16 protein-coding genes are annotated in these 16894 nt (G+C 71.8%); 11 read left to right on the top strand and 5 right to left on the bottom strand.

Features of this window, described 5'->3' with window-relative positions:
• Window positions 1–88 precede the first annotated feature (88 nt).
• Entirely contained in the window at window positions 89–1540 is a 1452-nt protein-coding gene (locus HNR30_RS20635; protein ID WP_220133792.1) for an SEL1-like repeat protein, read from the top strand.
• Here HNR30_RS20635 and HNR30_RS20630 read toward each other — a convergent pair.
• Window positions 1537–1908 (bottom strand): VOC family protein, encoded by a 372-nt coding sequence (locus HNR30_RS20630; protein WP_181611532.1) that lies wholly within the window; start codon window positions 1906–1908, stop codon window positions 1537–1539. The two genes, HNR30_RS20635 and HNR30_RS20630, sit on opposite strands and share 4 nt — an antisense overlap.
• A 61-nt stretch (window positions 1909–1969) precedes the next feature.
• Here HNR30_RS20630 and HNR30_RS20625 point away from each other — a divergent pair, with 61 nt between their 5' ends.
• Window positions 1970–2284, top strand: coding sequence for a PadR family transcriptional regulator (locus HNR30_RS20625; protein WP_181611531.1), 315 nt, complete (start codon window positions 1970–1972; stop codon window positions 2282–2284).
• Window positions 2281–2718, top strand: coding sequence for a VOC family protein (locus HNR30_RS20620; RefSeq protein WP_181611530.1), 438 nt, complete (start codon window positions 2281–2283; stop codon window positions 2716–2718). Before HNR30_RS20625 ends, HNR30_RS20620 begins: the two co-directional genes overlap by 4 nt.
• On the opposite strand, the gene ald is transcribed toward HNR30_RS20620, so the two are convergent.
• Window positions 2715–3830, bottom strand: a complete 1116-nt coding sequence (gene ald, locus HNR30_RS20615; protein WP_181611529.1) for an alanine dehydrogenase — start codon at window positions 3828–3830, stop codon at window positions 2715–2717. The two genes, HNR30_RS20620 and ald, sit on opposite strands and share 4 nt — an antisense overlap.
• A 30-nt stretch (window positions 3831–3860) precedes the next feature.
• Window positions 3861–5219 carry an aspartate aminotransferase family protein gene (locus HNR30_RS20610; protein WP_181611528.1) on the bottom strand — a complete coding sequence of 453 codons (1359 nt, stop codon included), beginning with the start codon at window positions 5217–5219 and terminating at the stop codon, window positions 3861–3863.
• A gap of 240 nt (window positions 5220–5459) precedes the next feature.
• Here HNR30_RS20610 and HNR30_RS20605 point away from each other — a divergent pair, with 240 nt between their 5' ends.
• From HNR30_RS20605 to HNR30_RS20585, 5 genes are all read left to right on the top strand, one after another.
• Window positions 5460–6815: a dipeptidase gene (locus tag HNR30_RS20605; protein WP_181611527.1), complete on the top strand. Its 1356-nt coding sequence runs from the start codon at window positions 5460–5462 to the stop codon at window positions 6813–6815.
• A 113-nt stretch (window positions 6816–6928) separates the two neighbouring features.
• The gene (locus HNR30_RS20600) at window positions 6929–7453 is read left to right on the top strand and encodes a GNAT family N-acetyltransferase (RefSeq protein ID WP_181611526.1); all 525 of its coding nucleotides are present in this window, start codon (window positions 6929–6931) and stop codon (window positions 7451–7453) included.
• Between the two features lie 81 nt (window positions 7454–7534).
• Window positions 7535–8089, top strand: a complete 555-nt coding sequence (locus tag HNR30_RS20595; RefSeq protein ID WP_312894535.1) for an ABC transporter ATP-binding protein — start codon at window positions 7535–7537, stop codon at window positions 8087–8089.
• Complete coding sequence (locus HNR30_RS20590) at window positions 8089–10461, top strand: YhgE/Pip domain-containing protein (protein WP_181611525.1); 2373 nt, start codon at window positions 8089–8091, stop codon at window positions 10459–10461. Before HNR30_RS20595 ends, HNR30_RS20590 begins: the two co-directional genes overlap by 1 nt.
• Window positions 10458–10967, top strand: coding sequence for a TetR/AcrR family transcriptional regulator (locus tag HNR30_RS20585; protein ID WP_181611524.1), 510 nt, complete (start codon window positions 10458–10460; stop codon window positions 10965–10967). The genes HNR30_RS20590 and HNR30_RS20585 overlap by 4 nt, the downstream gene beginning before the upstream one ends.
• Here the strand turns inward: HNR30_RS20585 and HNR30_RS20580 are convergent.
• Entirely contained in the window at window positions 10922–11791 is an 870-nt protein-coding gene (locus HNR30_RS20580; RefSeq protein ID WP_181611523.1) for an NAD(P)-dependent oxidoreductase, read from the bottom strand. The two genes, HNR30_RS20585 and HNR30_RS20580, sit on opposite strands and share 46 nt — an antisense overlap.
• 53 nt (window positions 11792–11844) lie before the next feature.
• On the opposite strand from HNR30_RS20580, the gene HNR30_RS20575 reads away from it, so the two are divergent.
• Window positions 11845–14691: an ATP-binding protein gene (locus tag HNR30_RS20575; RefSeq protein WP_312894534.1), complete on the top strand. Its 2847-nt coding sequence runs from the start codon at window positions 11845–11847 to the stop codon at window positions 14689–14691.
• Here the strand turns inward: HNR30_RS20575 and HNR30_RS20570 are convergent.
• Window positions 14649–15665, bottom strand: coding sequence for an AraC family transcriptional regulator (locus HNR30_RS20570; RefSeq protein ID WP_181611522.1), 1017 nt, complete (start codon window positions 15663–15665; stop codon window positions 14649–14651). The genes HNR30_RS20575 and HNR30_RS20570 overlap by 43 nt on opposite strands.
• 159 nt (window positions 15666–15824) lie before the next feature.
• Here HNR30_RS20570 and HNR30_RS20565 point away from each other — a divergent pair, with 159 nt between their 5' ends.
• Window positions 15825–16172: a VOC family protein gene (locus HNR30_RS20565; RefSeq protein ID WP_181611521.1), complete on the top strand. Its 348-nt coding sequence runs from the start codon at window positions 15825–15827 to the stop codon at window positions 16170–16172.
• 1 nt (window position 16173) lies between these two features.
• The gene (locus HNR30_RS20560) at window positions 16174–16584 is read left to right on the top strand and encodes a DoxX family protein (protein WP_181611520.1); all 411 of its coding nucleotides are present in this window, start codon (window positions 16174–16176) and stop codon (window positions 16582–16584) included.
• The last annotated feature ends 310 nt before the right edge of the window (window positions 16585–16894 follow it).

Genomic DNA, 16894 nt, shown 5'->3' with positions numbered 1-16894 from the left:
ACAAATATCGCGCCTCGGGAATATCACAAGAAAAGCTGACAACAGGAAAAGTCGGAGCGAGAAAATACGGTGATTACGCTCCGCAACCATGCCGTCACATGTCACCCTGTCCATCACACCCGGGGAGGGGCACATGTCGTGGTGGCAGACCGAGCAGCCGGAGCAGGCGGAGCAGGCGACCGCGGCCGTTCCCGCGCCACGAACGGGAGACGAACCCGAGCTGCTGGCAGCGGCGCAGCGGGGTGACGCCACGGCCGCGCACCGGCTGGGCAAGCTCTACGCGGCCCGCGGCGACCGGGCGGCGGCCCGTCACTGGTGGGAGCGCGCGGCGGCCTCCGGCAACGTCGACAGCTCGTTCAATCTGGGGGTCTGGCACGAGAAGCACGGCAGCCTGGAAGAGGCCGTCACCTGGTACGAGCTGGCCGCGGGCATGGGCGACACCGAGGCGGCGCTCAGCCTGGCCACCCTCCTGCTGGAGCAGCGCGGCGACCTGAGCGGCGCGCGGGTGTGGTTCGAGCGCGCCGCGCACGCGGGGTCGCGCACCGCGGCCAGGCGGCTGGCGCTGATCTGCGAGGACGCCGGCGAGCTGCCCATCGCGCGCGAGTGGCACCGGCGGGCGGCGGCGGAGGGCGACGTGGCCTCCGCCCACGACCTGGGGTTCCTGGCCTACTCCGCAGGCGAGGAGGGTGACACGGCCCAGTGGTGGGAGTACGCCGCGCGCAGCGGGCACGCGGAGGCGGCCTACCACCTCGGACTCCTGCTGCAGGCACGGCGCGACCCGGAGGGTGCCGAGGCCTTCTACCGGCTGGCGGCCAAGAGCGAGCACCCGGGCTCGGCATCGCAGCTGGGCGGGATCGCGTTGTCACGCAGGGATCTGCGCACGGCGCTGGCCTGGTTCGAGCGAGCCGCGGCGGCCGGGCGGCTGGAGGACCAGCGCATGGCCGGCTTCGTCTGCGTGGAGCTGGCCGACTCGGCGGGCGCCAGCCACTGGTTCGGACGGGCCGCGGCCAGCGGCGACGCCGAGTCGGCGTTCAATTTCGGGCTGCTGCTCATCGCCGAGAACGGAGACCTGGCGGGCGGGCAGCACTGGTTCCGCCAGGCCGCGCTGGCCGGGCACCACCGGGCTGCGATGGAGCTGGGCGGGCTGCTGACCGCCACCGGACGGCCCCAGGAGGCCGAGCAGTGGCTGGCCGATCCGCCCCCGCCGACGTGGGACCGGCTGGCCGAGCCCGAGCTGACCGCGCGGGCGGAACTCGCCGCGGCGGCGACCGGGAGGCGCGGAGCGGTGCCGCTGGCCGTACCCGATCTGACGGAGATCCTGGGCACGTGGGACCTGGTCACCCGGCCGCTGCGTGATCACGCGGACGTGGTGGCGTGGCTGACCCAGCGCAGCGGGCTGCACGCCGCGGCCGTCGAGCACCTGGCCGCGGTCAGGGCCACGTTGCTGCGGCCGGGCACCGCGCCGTGGCCGAGCCGTACCGAGATCGAGCACGTGCTGGCGACGGCACGCCGGCTGCGCGGCAAGCTGGAGAGCCGCTAGCGCTTCTGGCCGAGGTGGAACAGGTGGCCCTCGGGGTCGGTGAAGACCGCGGACCAGCCCCAGCCCTCCTGCCTGGGCTCCATCGTGAACCGCACGCCGCGCGCGCTGAGCTCCTCGTGGGTCTTGACGAGGTCGTCGGTCTCGAAGAGCACGTAGTTGGGCTTGTCCGACGACAGCGTCGGCCAGTCGGGCGCGGCCTTGTAGAGGACCAGCCGCACTCCCCCGCCGGGCGGGGCCACCTCGATCCAGCGGTCGTGACCGTACGGCAGGTCGGTGGCGACCTCGAAGCCCACCTGGTCGGTCCAGAAGCGCAGCGCGGCGTCCTGGTCCTGGTAGTAGAGCGAGACCTGGCTGACGGAGATAGCCATGATGTCCTCCTCGTGGTTATACCCAACTTGGATATAACCATCGTGGTGTTATCGTGTCAACATGCTGACCGGCGCCGGATTCCATGTCCTGCTGGCCCTGGCCAAGGGTCCCGCCCACGGGTATGCGGTGATGCGGTTCGTCGAGCAGGTCAGCGACGGGGCCGTCAGGCTGGGTCCCGGCACGCTGTATCGCACCATCAGCCGGCTGCTGGCCGACGGGCTGGTGGAGGAGACCGACGAGGACGACCCCGGCGCGCCGCACGACGCGCGCCGCCGCTACTACCGCCTCACCGGGCCGGGCGAGCAGACCTTGAGATCCGAGGTCGCGCTGCTCACGCGCATGGTGGAGGCCGCCAGGGAGGCGGGAGTGACATGACGTCGATCAGGCCGACGGGGCTGAGCCCCCACCTGTTCGTGCTGGGCACCGACCGGGCCGTGGAGTTCTACCGCGAGGCCTTCGGGGCGGTGGAGGTCTTCCGCAACACGCTGCCCAACGGGGTGATCCTCTTCGTCGAGCTGCAGGTGGGCGCGGGACGGCTGCTGGTGAGCGAGGAGACGCCCGAGCTGGGCGCCCTGGCGCCGCCGACCGTCGGGGGCAGCCCGGTGATGATCCTGCTGGAGGTCGACGACCCCGACGCGGTCGCGCGCAACGCGATCGACGCCGGGGCCGAGGTGCTCATGCCGGTGCAGGAGATGTTCTGGGGTGAGCGCTACGGAGTCCTGCGGGACCCCTTCGGCCACCGGTGGTCGGTGACCACGGCGCGCGAGCAGCTCACCCCTGACGAGATCGTGCGTAACACCGGCTACTAGGCGGCCAGCACCTCGGAGACCGGGGTGTACGGCAGGCCCAGGGCCTCGGCGACCGGCTCGTTGGTGAGCGCGCCCGCGTGGGTGTTGAGCCCGAGCGCCAGCGCCGGGTCCATCCGCAGCGCCTCGCGCCAGCCCAGGTCGGCCAGCTTGACCGCGTAGGGCAGGGTCGCGTTGGTCAGCGCGTAGGTCGAGGTGTTGGCCACCGAGCCCGGCATGTTGGCCACGCAGTAGAAGACCGAGTTGTGCACCTTGTAGGTTGGCTCGGCGTGCGTGGTGGGACGCGAGTCCTCGAAGCAGCCGCCCTGGTCGATGGCGATGTCGACGAGCACGGAGCCCGGCTTCATGCGGGAGACCAGCTCGTTGGAGACCAGCGTCGGGGCCTTGGCGCCCGGGATGAGCACGGCGCCGATGACCAGGTCGGCCTGGAGCACCTCCTGCTCGATGGTGAGCGAGTTGGAGACGAGGGTCTTCAGGCGGCCCTGGTAGATGGCGTCGATGAAGCGCAGCCGGTCGATGTTGGTGTCGAGCACGGTGACGTCGGCGCCCATGCCGACGGCGATCTGCGCGGAGTTGAGACCGGAGACGCCGCCGCCAATGACGACCACCTTGGCGGGAGCCACGCCGGGCACGCCGCCGGGCAGCACGCCGCGCCCGCCGTTGAAGCGCATCAGGTTGTAGGCGCCGACCTGCGGGGCCAGCCGGCCCGCGACCTCGGACATCGGGGCCAGCAGCGGCAGGGCGTGGCCGACCTGGACGGTCTCGTAGGCGATGCCCGTGGTGCCCGCGCCGAGCAGCGCGCTCGCGCAGTCGGCGCCGGCGGCCAGGTGAAGGTAGGTGAAGAGCACGAGGTCGTCGCGCAGCCGGTGGAACTCCTCGGCGATGGGCTCCTTGACCTTGAGCACCATCTCGGCTTCCGCCCAGGTCGCGTCGGCGGTGTCGACGATCTTGGCGCCCACGGCGAGGTACTCCTCGTCCGTGATGTGCGAGCCCAGACCGGCACCCCGCTGGACATGGACCTCGTGGCCGTGGCGAACCAGCTCGTGCACGCCGGCGGGGGTGGCGGCGACACGGTATTCGTGGTTCTTCACCTCGGCGGGGACGCCGATCTTCATCTCGGTTCCTCTTTCGTCGTTGAAAGAATTTTACAACTTGGCCCAGATGTCCGAAAGAACTCTTCTCAGGATGGATTCCATCTCGTCGAATTCCTTCGGGCCCGCGATCAGCGGGGGGGACAGCTGGATGACGGGGTCGCCCCGGTCATCCGCGCGGCAGTACAGGCCCGCGTCGAACAGGGAGTGGCTGAGCATGCCTCTGATCAGCCGCTCCGACTCCTCGGCGTTGAAGGTCTCCTTGGTCGTCTTGTCCTTGACCAGCTCGATGCCCCAGAAGAAGCCGGAGCCGCGCACGTCACCCACGATGGGCAGGTCGTACAGCTTCTCCAGCGTCTGCCGGAAGACGGGCTCGTTGCGGGTGACATGCCCGAGCAGGTCCTCGCGCTCGAAGATGTCGAGGTTGGCCAGCGCGACCGCGGCGGAGACCGGGTGGCCGCCGAAGGTGTAACCGTGGGCGAACATCTCGCCCTCGCCCTTGAACGGCTCGAACAGCCGCTCGTGCGCGATCATCGCCCCAAGAGGCGAGTAACCGCTGGTCAGGCCCTTGGCACAGGTGATGATGTCGGGCACGTAGTCGAACTTCTGCCCGCCGAACATCGTCCCGAGCCGGCCGAACGCGCAGATGACCTCGTCGGAGACCAGCAGCACGTCGTAGTGGTCGCAGATCTCGCGCAGCCGCTGGAAGTAGCCGGGCGGCGGCGGGAAGCAGCCGCCCGCGTTCTGCACCGGCTCGGCGAAGACGGCGGCCACCGTGTCGGGGCCCTCCATCTCGATGGCGCGGGCGACGCGGTCGGCGGCCCAGATGCCGTACTGCTCGGGCGTCATGCCCGGCACGCCGGTGATCTCGTCGGCCCGGTAGTGGTTGGTGTTGGGTACGGCGACGCGTCCCGGCACCAGCGGCTCGAACATCTGCTTGAAGAAGGGCACGCCGGTGATCGACAGGGCGCCCTGGGTGGTGCCGTGGTAGGCGATCTGGCGGCTGATGACCTTGTGCTTCAGCGGCTTGCCGACCATCTTGAAGTACTGCTTGGCCAGCTTCCACGCGGTCTCGACGGCCTCGCCGCCTCCGGTGGTGAAGAAGACCCGGTTCAGCTCGCCCGGCGTCTGCTCCGCGATGCGCGCGGCCAGTTCCGCCGCCTTGGGGTGGGCGTAGGACCACAGGGGGAAGAAGGCCAGCTCCTGGGCCTGCTTGGCGGCCGCCTCGGCCAGCTCGGAGCGCCCGTGTCCGGCCTGGACCACGAACAGGCCCGCCAGTCCGTCGAGGTAACGCTTGCCGTCGGCGTCCCAGATGTAGGAACCCTCACCCCTCACGATCATGGGGATCTTGCCGCCGGAGTGCCGTGTGAAGTGGAGCCAGAGATGGTCCTGAGCCGCCTGCTGTGCGCTCATCTGTATCTTCCCTTGTGTCGAACTTCCCACAGTGTGCCTGGTCACAGCCGGTATTGCCAAGCGAAAGCGTGGCAACACTCTGCAAGAAAACAGGTATCCGCAATCTCGACTTGTAACGGCAACGAAATCCGCAGGTAGATTTGTTCGGCGAGTCAACCCGATTTGCACGCTGGGTAACCGTGTGTGATCCAATGAGACGTACCGAACTCAACGACGAGAACGATCCGGGAGATTAGTCCGGTGACACCTGACCAGATCGAGAGCGCTGTCGCCGCGGCGATGCCCCAGGCTGTCGAGGAGCTCAAGCGCCTTGTCGCCATCCCGTCGGTGGCCTTTCCCGGCCACCCGGAGGAGCCCGTCCTCGCCGCCGCGGCCGTGACCGAGGAACTGCTGCGTTCCGTGGGCCTGCACCACGTGCAGCAGATCCCGGTGGAGGGCAGCTTCCCCGCCGTCTACGGCGAGGCACAGGGCCCGGCCGGCGCCCCGACCGTGCTGCTGTACGCGCACTACGACGTGCAGCCCGCCGGCGACCCGGCCAACTGGCGCACCCCGCCCTTCGAGCCGACCCTCATCGACGGCCAGCTCTTCGGCCGCGGGGCTGCCGACGACAAGTCCGGCATCATCTCCCACGTCACCGCGTTGCGCGCCTTCCAGGGCCACTTCCCGGTCAACATCAAGGTCATCATCGAGGGCCAGGAGGAGTACGCCGGCGAGCGCCTGGAGGCCTTCGTCGAGCAGAACCCCGAGCTGCTGCGCGCCGACGCCATCGTGGTCGCCGACACCGGCAACCCGAAGGTCGGCGACCCGTCGGTGACGACCTCGCTGCGCGGCATGGCGGCCTTCACCATCGAGGTGCGCTCGCTCAAGGAGGCCCTGCACAGCGGCTCCTTCGGCGGTGCGGCGCCCGACGCGCTCGCCGCGCTGATGCGCATGCTCACCGCGCTCCACGACGACAACGGCGACATCCGCGTGCCGGGCCTGCCCCGTGGCGCCTTCCTCGGCCAGGGGCCGTCGGAGGAGGAGTTCCGCGAGGTCGCCGGGGTGATCGACGGTGTATCGCTGGTCGGCTCCGGCTCGCTCGCCGACCGTCTGTGGGCCTCCTACGCGATCACGGTCACCGGCCTCGACGTGCCGACCGTCTCGGGCGCCGTCAACGCCGTCCAGCCGGTCGCGCGTGCCCGCGTGACCGTCCGCGTTCCTCCGTCCGGCGATCCCAAGACCACCTCCGAGGCGGTCATGGAGTTCCTGCGCCAGGTGGCGCCGTGGGGCGTGCAGGTGTCGTTCGGCGACCTGACGGTCGGGTCGGGCTTCCAGGCCGACTCGGGCGGCAAGGCACGCTCGGCACTCAACCGCGCCATGGAGCGCGCCTTCGGCCGTGCCCCGCGCGACGTGGGCGCGGGCGGGTCGATCCCGCTGGTGAACACGCTGCTCAAGCAGTTCCCGCTGGCGGAGATCCTGCTGTTCGGCGCGGAGGACGAAGCGGCCAACATCCACGCGCCCAACGAGCGGCTCGATCTCGAGGAGCTGCGCCGCACCGCGACGACGGAGGCGCTCTTCCTGCGCGAGCTCGGGCTTCCTTCGGCCCTCGGCGTCTGAGTCACCTCGCGAGAGCCCAGCGGCATCTGAGTCGCACTACGAGAGCCCGCGGCGTCCCGCCGCGGGCTTTCTGGCAGAGAAAACCGGTTGACCACCCCTGATAGACAGAGGGCATGTTCACTGGAACCAAGGTCCGCCTCCGCCCGCTCGAACCCGACGACGCCCCGTCGTTGTGGCGCTGGGGCGCCGACCCCGAGGTGGTGCGCTGGATGAACGCGGGCTATCCCGAGTCCCTGGCCCAGCTCACCAGGCGGCATCTGGAGCGTGACACGAACTCCTACGCCACCACCCTGCTGGGCATCGAGACCCTCGGCGACGACAAGCTGGTCGGGGCGATCCGGCTGCGCGACGCCCAGCCGGAGCTGGGCATGGCGCAGCTCGACCTGTGGATCGGCGAGAAGGACCAGTGGGGCAGGGGCCTGGCCAGCGACGCGATGCGGGTGATGTGCCGCTACGGGTTCGAGGAGATGCGGCTGCACCGGATCGAGCTGTGGGTCGTCGCCGACAACGTGGCGGCGCGCAGGGTGTACGAGAAGGTGGGCTTCGTGCAGGAGGGCGTCGCGCGCGACGGCTTCCGCCGGGGCGGCAAGTGGCACGACATGGTGATGATGGGCCTGCTGGAAGGCGAGCTGCGCTAGGCGGAGAAGGGTCCCGGAGGACGGGGCCCTCTTTTTGTGCGCTACCTTTTGTACTGACTGGTCAGTTTAAAGGAGGGCCACGTGATCGTCGCGAAGGATCTGTCGGTCGAGGGGGTGTTCTCGGACGTCACCCTGAGCGCCGCCTCCGGTGAGCTGACCGTCGTCGCGGGGGCGGCCGGCAGCGGGCGCACGAGCCTGCTGCTGACCCTCGCGGGGCGGATGCGGCCCTCCTCCGGAACGCTGACCGTGGCAGGGCACGCCAGGCCCAGGCAGATCCGCCGGGTCGCCGCGCTCGCGCTCGTTGACGGGGTCACCGACCTCGACCGTCAGCTCACGGTCCGCGAGCACCTGCGGGAGCGCAGGCGCGTGCCGTACCAGCGGGTCCTGGAACGGGTCGGCTTCACCGCCGGCGACCGGACCGCCGCCGGTGAGCTGGACCGCGAGCAGGCCGTACGGCTCGGCCTCGCGCTCGCCCTCCTCGACCGGCCGGGCGTGATCCTGGCCGACAACGTCGACCGGGGCCTGCCCGCCGACCGGCAGGACGTGCTGTGGGACCTGCTGCGCGGGCTCGACGTCGCCGTGGTCGCCTCCTGCGTGCAGCCGCCCGCCCGTTTCGATCACCTGGTGGAGTTGTGATGAGAGAGCTGCGCAGGTTCACCAGGTCGAGGCTGACCAGGGCGGCGCTGGCCGGGGTGGTGCTGCTGCCACTGCTGTACGCGGGCCTTTACCTGTGGTCGTTCTGGGATCCGCAGGGCAACCTGGACAGGCTGCCGGTCGCCCTGGTCGTGGAGGACACCGGCACCTACGGTCCCGAGCTCGCCGACGAGCTGCGCGAGCGGAAGGTGTTCGGCTGGCGCGACGTCGACGCGCGGCAGGCGGCCGACGGGGTGCGCGACGGCGGCTTCTACGTCGCGCTGACCATCCCGGCCGACTTCAGCTCGCGGCTGACCGGCACGAAGGAGCCCGCCGAGCTGGGGGTGCGTGTCGACACCGGCCGCTCCTACATCATGGGCACGATCTCCGACGCGGTCTTCGACGAGGTGCGGGCCGCGGCGTCGCGGACGGCCGTCCAGGGCTACTTCGACAAGGTCTTCCTCTCCTTCTCCGACATCCACGACAAGACGACTGAGGCCGCCGACGGCGCCGGGCAGCTCCAGGAGGGCGCGGCCGAGGCCGGCGAGGGCGCCGGCCGGCTGAGCCAGGGGCTGGGCGACGCCGAGCAGGGCACGCGCGAGCTGACGGGCGGCCTCGGCTCCGCCGTCCAGGGCAGCAGGAAGCTGACCGTGGGGCTGAACGAGGCCGGCACCGCCACCGCCAAACTGTCGGCCGGGGCGGTGAAGCTGCGCGACGGCTCGCAGCAGGTCACCACGGGGCTGACCACGCTGCAGGGCAAGCTGGGCGAGCTCCGGGACGGCGTGGCCAGGCTGCGCGACGAGGGCACCGGACCGCTGGCCGAGGGCAACCGCCAGGCCTACGAGCAGGTGCACGCCCAGCTCGCCACCGTCAACCGGCTGGCCGACACCTACGTGCCCCTCCTCGACGAGTACGGCCCCAAGGTCGCCGCCGCGGCCGAGGCGGTGGCCGACGCCGCCGACGCCCTCGCCGACGGGGCCGGCACCGGCGCAGCGGAACGGCTGGCGGCCAAGGCCGGCCAGGTGGGCCAGCACGCCTCCAGCGCCGCGGAACAGGCGCGTTCCGCGCTCGACGCGCTCGGGCCCGACGCCGACCCGCAGGTCCGCGAACTGCTCAGGGGCGCCGCCACCTCGGCGGAGCGCGCCTCCGAGCAGAGCGCCGCCCTGTCCGGCCAGGCAGGCGAGCTGGGCACGCGCCCGAGCGACCTGCCGGACAAGGCGCGCGAGCTGGCCAGGCAGGCACGCGAGATCGCCAGGATCGCGCCCCAGCTCGGCCCCAAGCTCGACGGCGTGCGCAACCAGTTCGCCGAACTCGACGCGGGTCTGGCCAAGCTGGCCGACGGATCCGCGACCGTCCACGAGAAGCTCGGCCAGGTCGGCTCCGGGGCAGGACAGCTGGAAGCAGGCGCCGCCAAGCTCGCCGCCGGCTCCGCGAAGGTCGGCGACGGACTGGCCGAGCTCGGCGCCGGCGTCGGCAAGCTGGGCGGCGGGATCGGCAAGCTCAGCGACGGTGCCGGGCAGCTGCAGAGCGGTGTCGGCAAACTGCACCAGGGCGCCGGTTCGCTCCAGGCGGGCGTCGGCAAGCTCCACGACGGCGCCGACGACCTCGGCCAGGGGCTCGGCAAGCTGGCCGACGGCTCGGGCGAACTGGCGGACGGGCTCGGCAAGGGCGCCTCGCAGATCCCCGACTACTCCGACAGCGAGCGCGAGAGCCGCAGCGAGGTCATGAGCGACCCGGTCAAGCTGGCCACCTCCGTGGAGAACGAGGTGCCCAACTACGGCACCGGCTTCGCGCCGTTCTTCGTGCCGCTGGCGTTGTGGGTGGGCGCGATGATCGCCTACATGGTGCTGCGGCCGCTCAACCCCCGCCTGCTCGCGGGCACCACCGGCGCCCTCAGGACCGCCCTCGCGGGCTGGATTCCCGCGGCGGTCCTCGGCCTCGCCCAGGTGGGCATCCTGCTCGGCGCGCTCAGGCTGCTGGGCCTGGAGGCGGCGCACTGGTGGGGGCTGGCGGGCATGCTGCTCCTGGCGAGCGCCGCCTTCCTGGCCCTGATCCAGGCGGTCAACGCGCTGCTCGGACCACCCGGTCGGGTGGTGGCGCTGGCGTTGCTGATGCTCCAGCTCACCTCGGCCGCGGGCACCTACCCGATCGAGACCTCACCCGGCTTCTTCCAGACGATCTCGCCGTGGTTGCCGATGAGCTGGCTCGTCGCGGCGTTGCGGCGGCTGATCAGCGGCGGCGACCTCACCGTGGTGTGGCAGGCTTGCGGGGTGCTGTCCGCCTTCCTTCTGCTGGGCCTCGCGCTGACCGTGCTGGCCGTACACCGGGGTCGCACCTGGTCGATGCGCAGGCTCCACCCGGAGCTGGCGCTGTGACCCGCCAGGAGACCCGGCTCAAGGTGTTCGCCGCGGCCATCGAGCTGATGGCCGAGCAGGGCTACACGGCGACGACCGTGGAGGCCATCGCCGAACGCGCCGGAGTCGCCAAGGGCACGGTCTTCTACAACTTCGGCAGCAAGGAGCAGCTGTTCGCGCAGCTGCTCGACTACGGCATCGGCCTGCTCGCCGACGCCATGGGCGAGGCCGGCGACCTCGACGCCGCCGTGCTCGCCCAGCTGGAGTTCTTCGCCCGCTACGGGCCGTTCGCGCGGGTCCTGCTGGCCGAGATGTGGCGTACGGCCTGGCAGGACGCCGTGGCCGCGCTGCGCTCCCGGGTCATCAGCGTCTACGAGCGCCACGTGCCCGGAGGCGTCGCGCCCACGGCGGTCTTCGGCATGGTGCTGACCGTCTCGATCGAGCGGAAGGTGCTGCGTCCCGACCGCTCGATCGAGGAGGTTCACACCGAGCTGATGGACCTGCTGCGCGGCCGGATCACCTCGTAGACGCTGCCCAGCCCGTCGGCGGCGTGGCCGCTGCCGACGGTCCTGTTCATCACCTCCGCCAGCGCGGCCGGCAGGGTCACGTCGAGGCCGGCGTCCTTGCTCGCGTGCAGGATGTGCTCCATGCTCACGGCCATCATGTGCATGTTGTTCTCGCCGCCCGGATAGACCCCCTGCTCGATCTCCCGGGCGAGGATCTTCAGATAGCCCATCGGCCCGTCGCCGCCCAGCTCGACCATGGTCTCCTGGGCGAACGGCAGGAACGTGCCCGCGTCGCCGACCAGCGCGGCGCCCTGCATGAAGGCGGCCAGCGTGGAGAAGAACAGGTGCAGGCTCGCGGTGTAGTAGGCCATGGCCAGCCCGTGGTCCTCCCCCATGAACTTCACCTCGCCCAGCACCTCCAGCGTCTGCCGGTGCCGCTCGACCAGGCTCTCGCTGCCGCTGTAGAAGCTGTAGGCGCCGGGCTGGCCGATGCCGGGCGGCGGCACCATGATGCCCGCCGTGACCAGCTCGCCGCCGCGTTCACTCACCCAGCGGGCCGCCTCACGCAGGGTCTGCGGGGTGTCGGAGCTCAGGTTGACCAGCACCTTGCCGCTCAGGTCCGCGTCGCCGAGGCTGTCGTACATGGAGCGGTAGTCGACCTGGCTGATCAGGATCAACGCACCCGTGGCGGCGGTGTCGGCCCTGACCGCTCCCCTGGCGACCAGCGGGTCGGCCTTGGCGGCCGTGCGGTTCCAGACCGTCACCTCGTAACCGTGGTCGAGGTAGACCTCGGCCATCTTCGATCCCATCGCGCCCAGACCGGCAATCGTCACGTTCTTCGTCATGGCCGTGACTCTGCCGGAGCGGGCTACGGGTTTCCTACGGATAGCCTGACCTGGTGCGGTTCGGAGTGCTTGGTCCACTGATGGTGTGGGCGGACGACGGCCGGCCGCTCGCCGTGGCCGAGACCAAGGTCCGCGCGCTCCTGGCCGACCTGCTCATCCACGCGCCCCGGCCGGTGCCCGCCGAGATCCTCATCGAGGACCTGTGGGGCGACGAGCCGCCGCGCAACGCCGCCGCCGTGCTGCAGGCGCGCGTCTCCCAGCTCAGAGGGGCACTCGGCGACCGCGGGCTGGTGGTGCGGCGGGCGGGCGGCTACCAGGTGGTCGTGGAGTGGCTCGACGCCGCGCAGTTCGAGCGCCTGGCCGCCGCCGCCCGCGCCGCCTCCGAGCTCACCGCCAGAGCCGACCTGCTTGACGAGGCGCTGGGCCTGTGGCGTGGTCCCGTGCTGGAAGGGCTCGACTTCGCCGTGCCGTACGCCGCGCGGCTGGAGGAGCTGCGGCTGGCGCTGATCGAGGAGCGGGCGGAGGTACGGCTGGCGCTGGGCCGGGCGGTGGAGCTCGGCGCGCTGGTCGAGGCGCACCCGTTCCGCGAGCGGCTGCTCGCGCTGCACCTCAGGGCCCTCGATCGGGCCGGGCGGCGGCACGAGGCGCTCACGGCGTTCGACGGGTTCAGGGTACGGCTGGCCGAGGAGCTCGGCGTCGACCCCGGTCCTGAGCTGCGGGAGCTCCACCTGGCGATGGTCCGGCAGGAGCCCGCCAGAACCAACCTGCCCGCCCCGCTGACCCGGCTGGTAGGGCGCGACGGAGCGGTGCGACGAGTCGGGGACCTGCTCGGCCGGGCCCGGCTGGTGACCCTCGCCGGGCCCGGCGGCGTCGGCAAGACCCGCCTGGCGCTGGCCGCCGCCAACGGGCTGGCGCACTCGGCGCCCGACGGGGTGTGGCTGGTCGAGCTCGCCGCGGCCCGCACGGCCGCCGACCTCACCCGGTCGATCTCCGCGACGCTCGGCATCCGCGACGACATCCCCCTGACCGACGCCCTGCGCGACAAGCGGACCCTGCTGCTCCTCGACAACTGCGAGCAGGTGATCGACGACGTCGCCGAACTCGCCCGCACCCTGCTGGGCGCCGCGCCCGGGCTGAGGATCCTGGCCACCAGCCGGCAACCGCTCGGCCTGCCGGGCGAGGCCAGGTTCGACGTGGAGCCGCTCAGCGAGCCCGCCGCCGTCGAGCTGTTCGCCGAACGGGCCGCCGTCGAACCGGGCGACCTGGTCGCCGAGATCTGCCGGAGGCTCGACTGCCTGCCCCTCGCGCTGGAACTGGCCGCGCCCCGGGTGCGCGCGCTGGGGCTGGAGGAGCTGGCCAGGCGGCTCGACGACCGGTTCGCCACGCTCAGCCCCGAGATCCGCGGCCTGCCCGCCCGGCAGCGCACCCTGCGCGCGGTCATCGACTGGAGCTGGGAGCTGCTGTCGGAGGCGGAGCGTACGGCGCTGCGGCGGCTGTCGATCTTCGCCGGGGGCTGCACGCTGGAGGCGGCCGAGGCGGTCGGCGTCGGAGCCGAGGAGCTGGCGCGGCTGGCCGACCGGTCATTGGTGGTCGTCGGGGCCGGGCCGCGCTACCTGCTGCTGCAGTCGATCGGCGCCTACGCCCGCGAGAAGCTGGCGGACTCGGGTGAGGAATCGCGGATACGGGACCTGCATCACGCCTACTTCGTCGGCCTGGCCGTACGGGCCGAACCCGAGGTGCGCGGGGCACGGCAGCGGGAGTGGCTGGCGCGGCTCGACGCGGAGGCTGCCGACTTCGGGCTCGTACACGACGCACGGCTGGCGGACGCGCTGGCCTGGTACCGGCACCTGCGGGGGCGCCTGGTGGAGGCACGCGACGCGCTGGCGGCGTCGGGAGGCGACCGCGCCTGGCTCGCGGGCATGTCCACGGCCCTGGGCGAACCCCCCGACACCGTCGCGACGGGTGGCGTGCGGGCCTCGTGGTTCGCCGTGCACGTGCGGTGGGCCTACGGCGACTTCGCCGCGAACCTGCGCCGCATCGAGCAGGTGCTGGAACGAGCCCGCCAGGAGGGCGACGCCTGGACCCGGGCCGCGGCCCTCGCCACCCGCTCCCACCTGGCCATGGCCCTGGGCGACCTGGCCGCGAGCCGCGCCGACGGCGAGCACGCCCTGGCCGCCTTCACCGAGCTCGGCGACCGCTGGGGGCAGCTGGAGGCCGCCGACTCCCTGGCGATGCTGGCCGAGATCGGCGGCGACTACGACCAGGCGGCCAAGCTGCGCGAGGAGGGGCTCGAACACGCCGAGGAGCTGGGGCTGTGGCCCGCCGTCGCGTTCAGGCTCGCCGCGCTGGGCCGCGTCGCCCTGCTCACCGGCGACCTCGGCAGGGCCAGGACCCTGCACGAGCGCGCCGTACAGCTGGCCACCCGCCAGTCGTACCGGTCGGCGCTGGAGTTCTCCGAGGTCGGCCTGGGCATGGTGGCCCGCCGCCAAGGACGGCTCGACGAGGCCGAGACCCGGCTGCGCCGGTGGCTGAGCTGGCTCGACGACGTCAAGGGCCTGGCGGGCACCGCCTTCCTGCTGGCCGAGCTGGGCTTCGTCGCCGAGCAGCGCGGCGACGCCGCCACGGCGACCCGGCTGCAGCTCCAGGGCCTGGCCGCCGCGGAGGCGACGGCCGATCCGCGCGCCGTGGCCCTGGCCAAGGAAGGGCTGGCCGGAGCTCGTTCTCTCGCCGGGGAGACGGAGGAGGCGACCCGGCTCCTGGCCGAAGCGCAGGCGCTGCGAGCGTCAGTGGGCGCGCCGCTGCCGCCGGGCGAGCGGGGCGACGTGAACCGCATCCTCGCCCGGCTCGACGCCCATCGTCACCCCGAGGGCGAGCGCCGGCGGAAGTCGGCCGGCGCGTGACCGTGCCAGCGGTGAAAGGCCCGGCGTAACGCCCGGATGTCGGAGTAGCCGACCCGGGCGGCGATCACGTCGATGGTGAGCCGGGTGTCGCGCAGCAACCGCGTCGCCTCCGCCTCGCGCACCTTCTCCACCTCCTCGCGCCAGCTCGTACCCTCCTCGTGCAGCCTGCGCTGGAAGGTCCTGGGACTCATGGCCATCCTGCGGGCGACCCTGTCGAGCGAGGGAGGCCCGTCGGGGAAACACTCGGCCACCTCGGCATGGACCTTGTCGAGCCAGCCGAGCAGCAGCCTCGCCGTGCTCACCGAATGCACGGCATGGTCCTGCACGATCACCGCGAGGGCCGGATCGGCCCCCGGCAGCGGTGCCGCCGCGTCGGCGGCGGAGAAGGTGATCGACGAGACCGGGGCGCCGAACTGGATCTCATGCGTGCCGTACGCCTCGACCAGATGACGGTACGAGCGCGGCGGCTCACCCGCGACGGCGACGGCGACCGGCACCACCGGACGGCCCAGCGCCGTGCCCGCCTGCTGCAGGAGGAGGCCCAGGACGAACTCGCCGATCAGCGCGCCCACCCGGCCGAACGTGGGCACCGGCCTCGTGGCCACCGTCAGCCGGCCCGCCGAGTCCAGGCGCACGTCGAACGCGCTGTCGGGATCGGTGACGGCGGGCAGATGACGGGCGGCCAGCCGGAAGGCCTCTGCCAGATCGGGCGACGACCTGATCACGTAGTCCCAGACGTGGAACCGGCCGGGAGTCCACAGCCCCGCGACCCGTGGCGCGCCTCCCGCCTCGGTGAACGCACCCGCCGCGACCTCCCACAACCGGGTCAGCGTCATCGTCGGCACCCGGATGCCCGGCTGGTCGAGGCTGCTCACACCCGGGAGGCGGGCGAGCTCTTCACGCGCGACCCCCGCGGCGGACGCCGCCTCCAACACAAGGCTCACCACGTAGGGCGGCATCGTGCCCCTCGTCACGATCGTCAGCCTAGAACAGGGCGACGCCGCTGCTCAGAGGGTGGCGGGTTCCGTCCCCTGGTTGGCACGTTCTGGTCTCACGGCCCGCCGGGGACGATCCCTACCGTGGCATCAGAGCCGCCACACCAGAGGCCGCTCACCAGCGAGAGAGGAGTCAACATGCCGAAAGTGGAGACGATCATCTACCCGGTCAGCGACCTCGCCAAGGCCAAGACGGTCTTCGGCGCGCTGGTCGGAGCGGAACCGTACATGGACGAGGTCTACTACGTCGGCTACCACGTCGACGGCCAGGACATCGGCCTCGACCCCAACGGCCACCGGCAGGGCATGACCGGACCCGTCTGCTACTGGCACGTCCAGGACATCGCCGCCAGCCTGCAGCGGCTGCTCACCACCGGGGCCGTCCTGCGGCAGGACATCACCGACGTCGGCGGCGGCAAGCTCACCGCGCTCGTCACCGACGCCGACGGCAACGTCGTCGGGCTCACCCAGGCAGCGGAGGACTGAGATGCGCAAGCACGCGGCCACCGTCGTGTACTGGATCGTCGCGGCCGAGTTTCTGCTCGGGGCGGTCACCAAGTACTGGCCAGGGGTCGGGCCCTTCGGGCAGGACTACGCGGTCAGGTTCGCGGACTGGGGGTACCCGCCGTGGTTCCGGTTCGCCGTCGGCGCCCTGGAGCTCGCCTGCGCGGTGCTGCTGGTCATACCTCGGCGGCGGGCCCGGTTCCTGGGGGCGGCCGGGTTGGTGTTCGTGCTGACGGGGGCGGTGACCACGCACATCGTCAGCCATGACCCGGTGCAGGAGAGCCTGTCGGCGCCGATCCACCTCGTGGTGGCGGGGGTGATCGCGTTGCTCAACTGGCCCGCCCAGTGGCAGCGGCTGCTACGGCCCTGGCAGGCGGACGCGGCACGGGGCTGAACCCGCCGCCCGGGGGCGTCGGGGCAGTCGCCCCAGGGTGGTCTAGGTGTAGTTGGCCATGGCTGCGTGACAGTCGGGTGATGGGTGGCCGGCCGCCGAGACTCAGTGAGGTCGCTGGGTGTTGTAGTGGCCCAGTCAGGGCCCGACGGAGCCGGTGAGGTGCTGGTTGCTGACGGTAGGCCCATTCGGCGGCCGGGGTGCGGTTGAGGCGTCCGGCTTGCCGTTGGTCCACGAGCAGTGCGGGCGGCTGAACTTCTGGCGGGTGCGCAGGCCGGCGCCGGCTTGGTCGTCGATGCCGGTTGCACAGGTA

The organism is Nonomuraea soli, from assembly GCF_013761175.1.
In the GTDB taxonomy this organism is placed as follows: Bacteria; Actinomycetota; Actinomycetes; order Streptosporangiales; family Streptosporangiaceae; genus Nonomuraea; species Nonomuraea soli.
The sequence above is the reverse complement of the archived record's forward strand: the minus strand, read 5'-3'. Positions and strand labels throughout refer to the sequence as shown.

Bases quoted from the DNA above. Each gene is read 5' to 3' on its own strand.
- HNR30_RS20560 (WP_181611520.1), top strand. From the start codon at position 16,174: ATGCGCAAGCACGCGGCCACCGTCGTGTACTGGATCGTCGCGGCCGAG.
- HNR30_RS20635 (WP_220133792.1), top strand. From the start codon at position 89: ATGCCGTCACATGTCACCCTGTCCATCACACCCGGGGAGGGGCACATG.
- HNR30_RS20620 (WP_181611530.1), top strand. From the start codon at position 2,281: ATGACGTCGATCAGGCCGACGGGGCTGAGCCCCCACCTGTTCGTGCTG.
- HNR30_RS20600 (WP_181611526.1), top strand. From the start codon at position 6,929: ATGTTCACTGGAACCAAGGTCCGCCTCCGCCCGCTCGAACCCGACGAC.
- ald (WP_181611529.1), bottom strand. From the start codon at position 3,830: ATGAAGATCGGCGTCCCCGCCGAGGTGAAGAACCACGAATACCGTGTC.
- HNR30_RS20580 (WP_181611523.1), bottom strand. From the start codon at position 11,791: ATGACGAAGAACGTGACGATTGCCGGTCTGGGCGCGATGGGATCGAAG.
- HNR30_RS20590 (WP_181611525.1), top strand. From the start codon at position 8,089: ATGAGAGAGCTGCGCAGGTTCACCAGGTCGAGGCTGACCAGGGCGGCG.
- HNR30_RS20610 (WP_181611528.1), bottom strand. From the start codon at position 5,219: ATGAGCGCACAGCAGGCGGCTCAGGACCATCTCTGGCTCCACTTCACA.
- HNR30_RS20565 (WP_181611521.1), top strand. From the start codon at position 15,825: ATGCCGAAAGTGGAGACGATCATCTACCCGGTCAGCGACCTCGCCAAG.
- HNR30_RS20630 (WP_181611532.1), bottom strand. From the start codon at position 1,908: ATGGCTATCTCCGTCAGCCAGGTCTCGCTCTACTACCAGGACCAGGAC.
- HNR30_RS20625 (WP_181611531.1), top strand. From the start codon at position 1,970: ATGCTGACCGGCGCCGGATTCCATGTCCTGCTGGCCCTGGCCAAGGGT.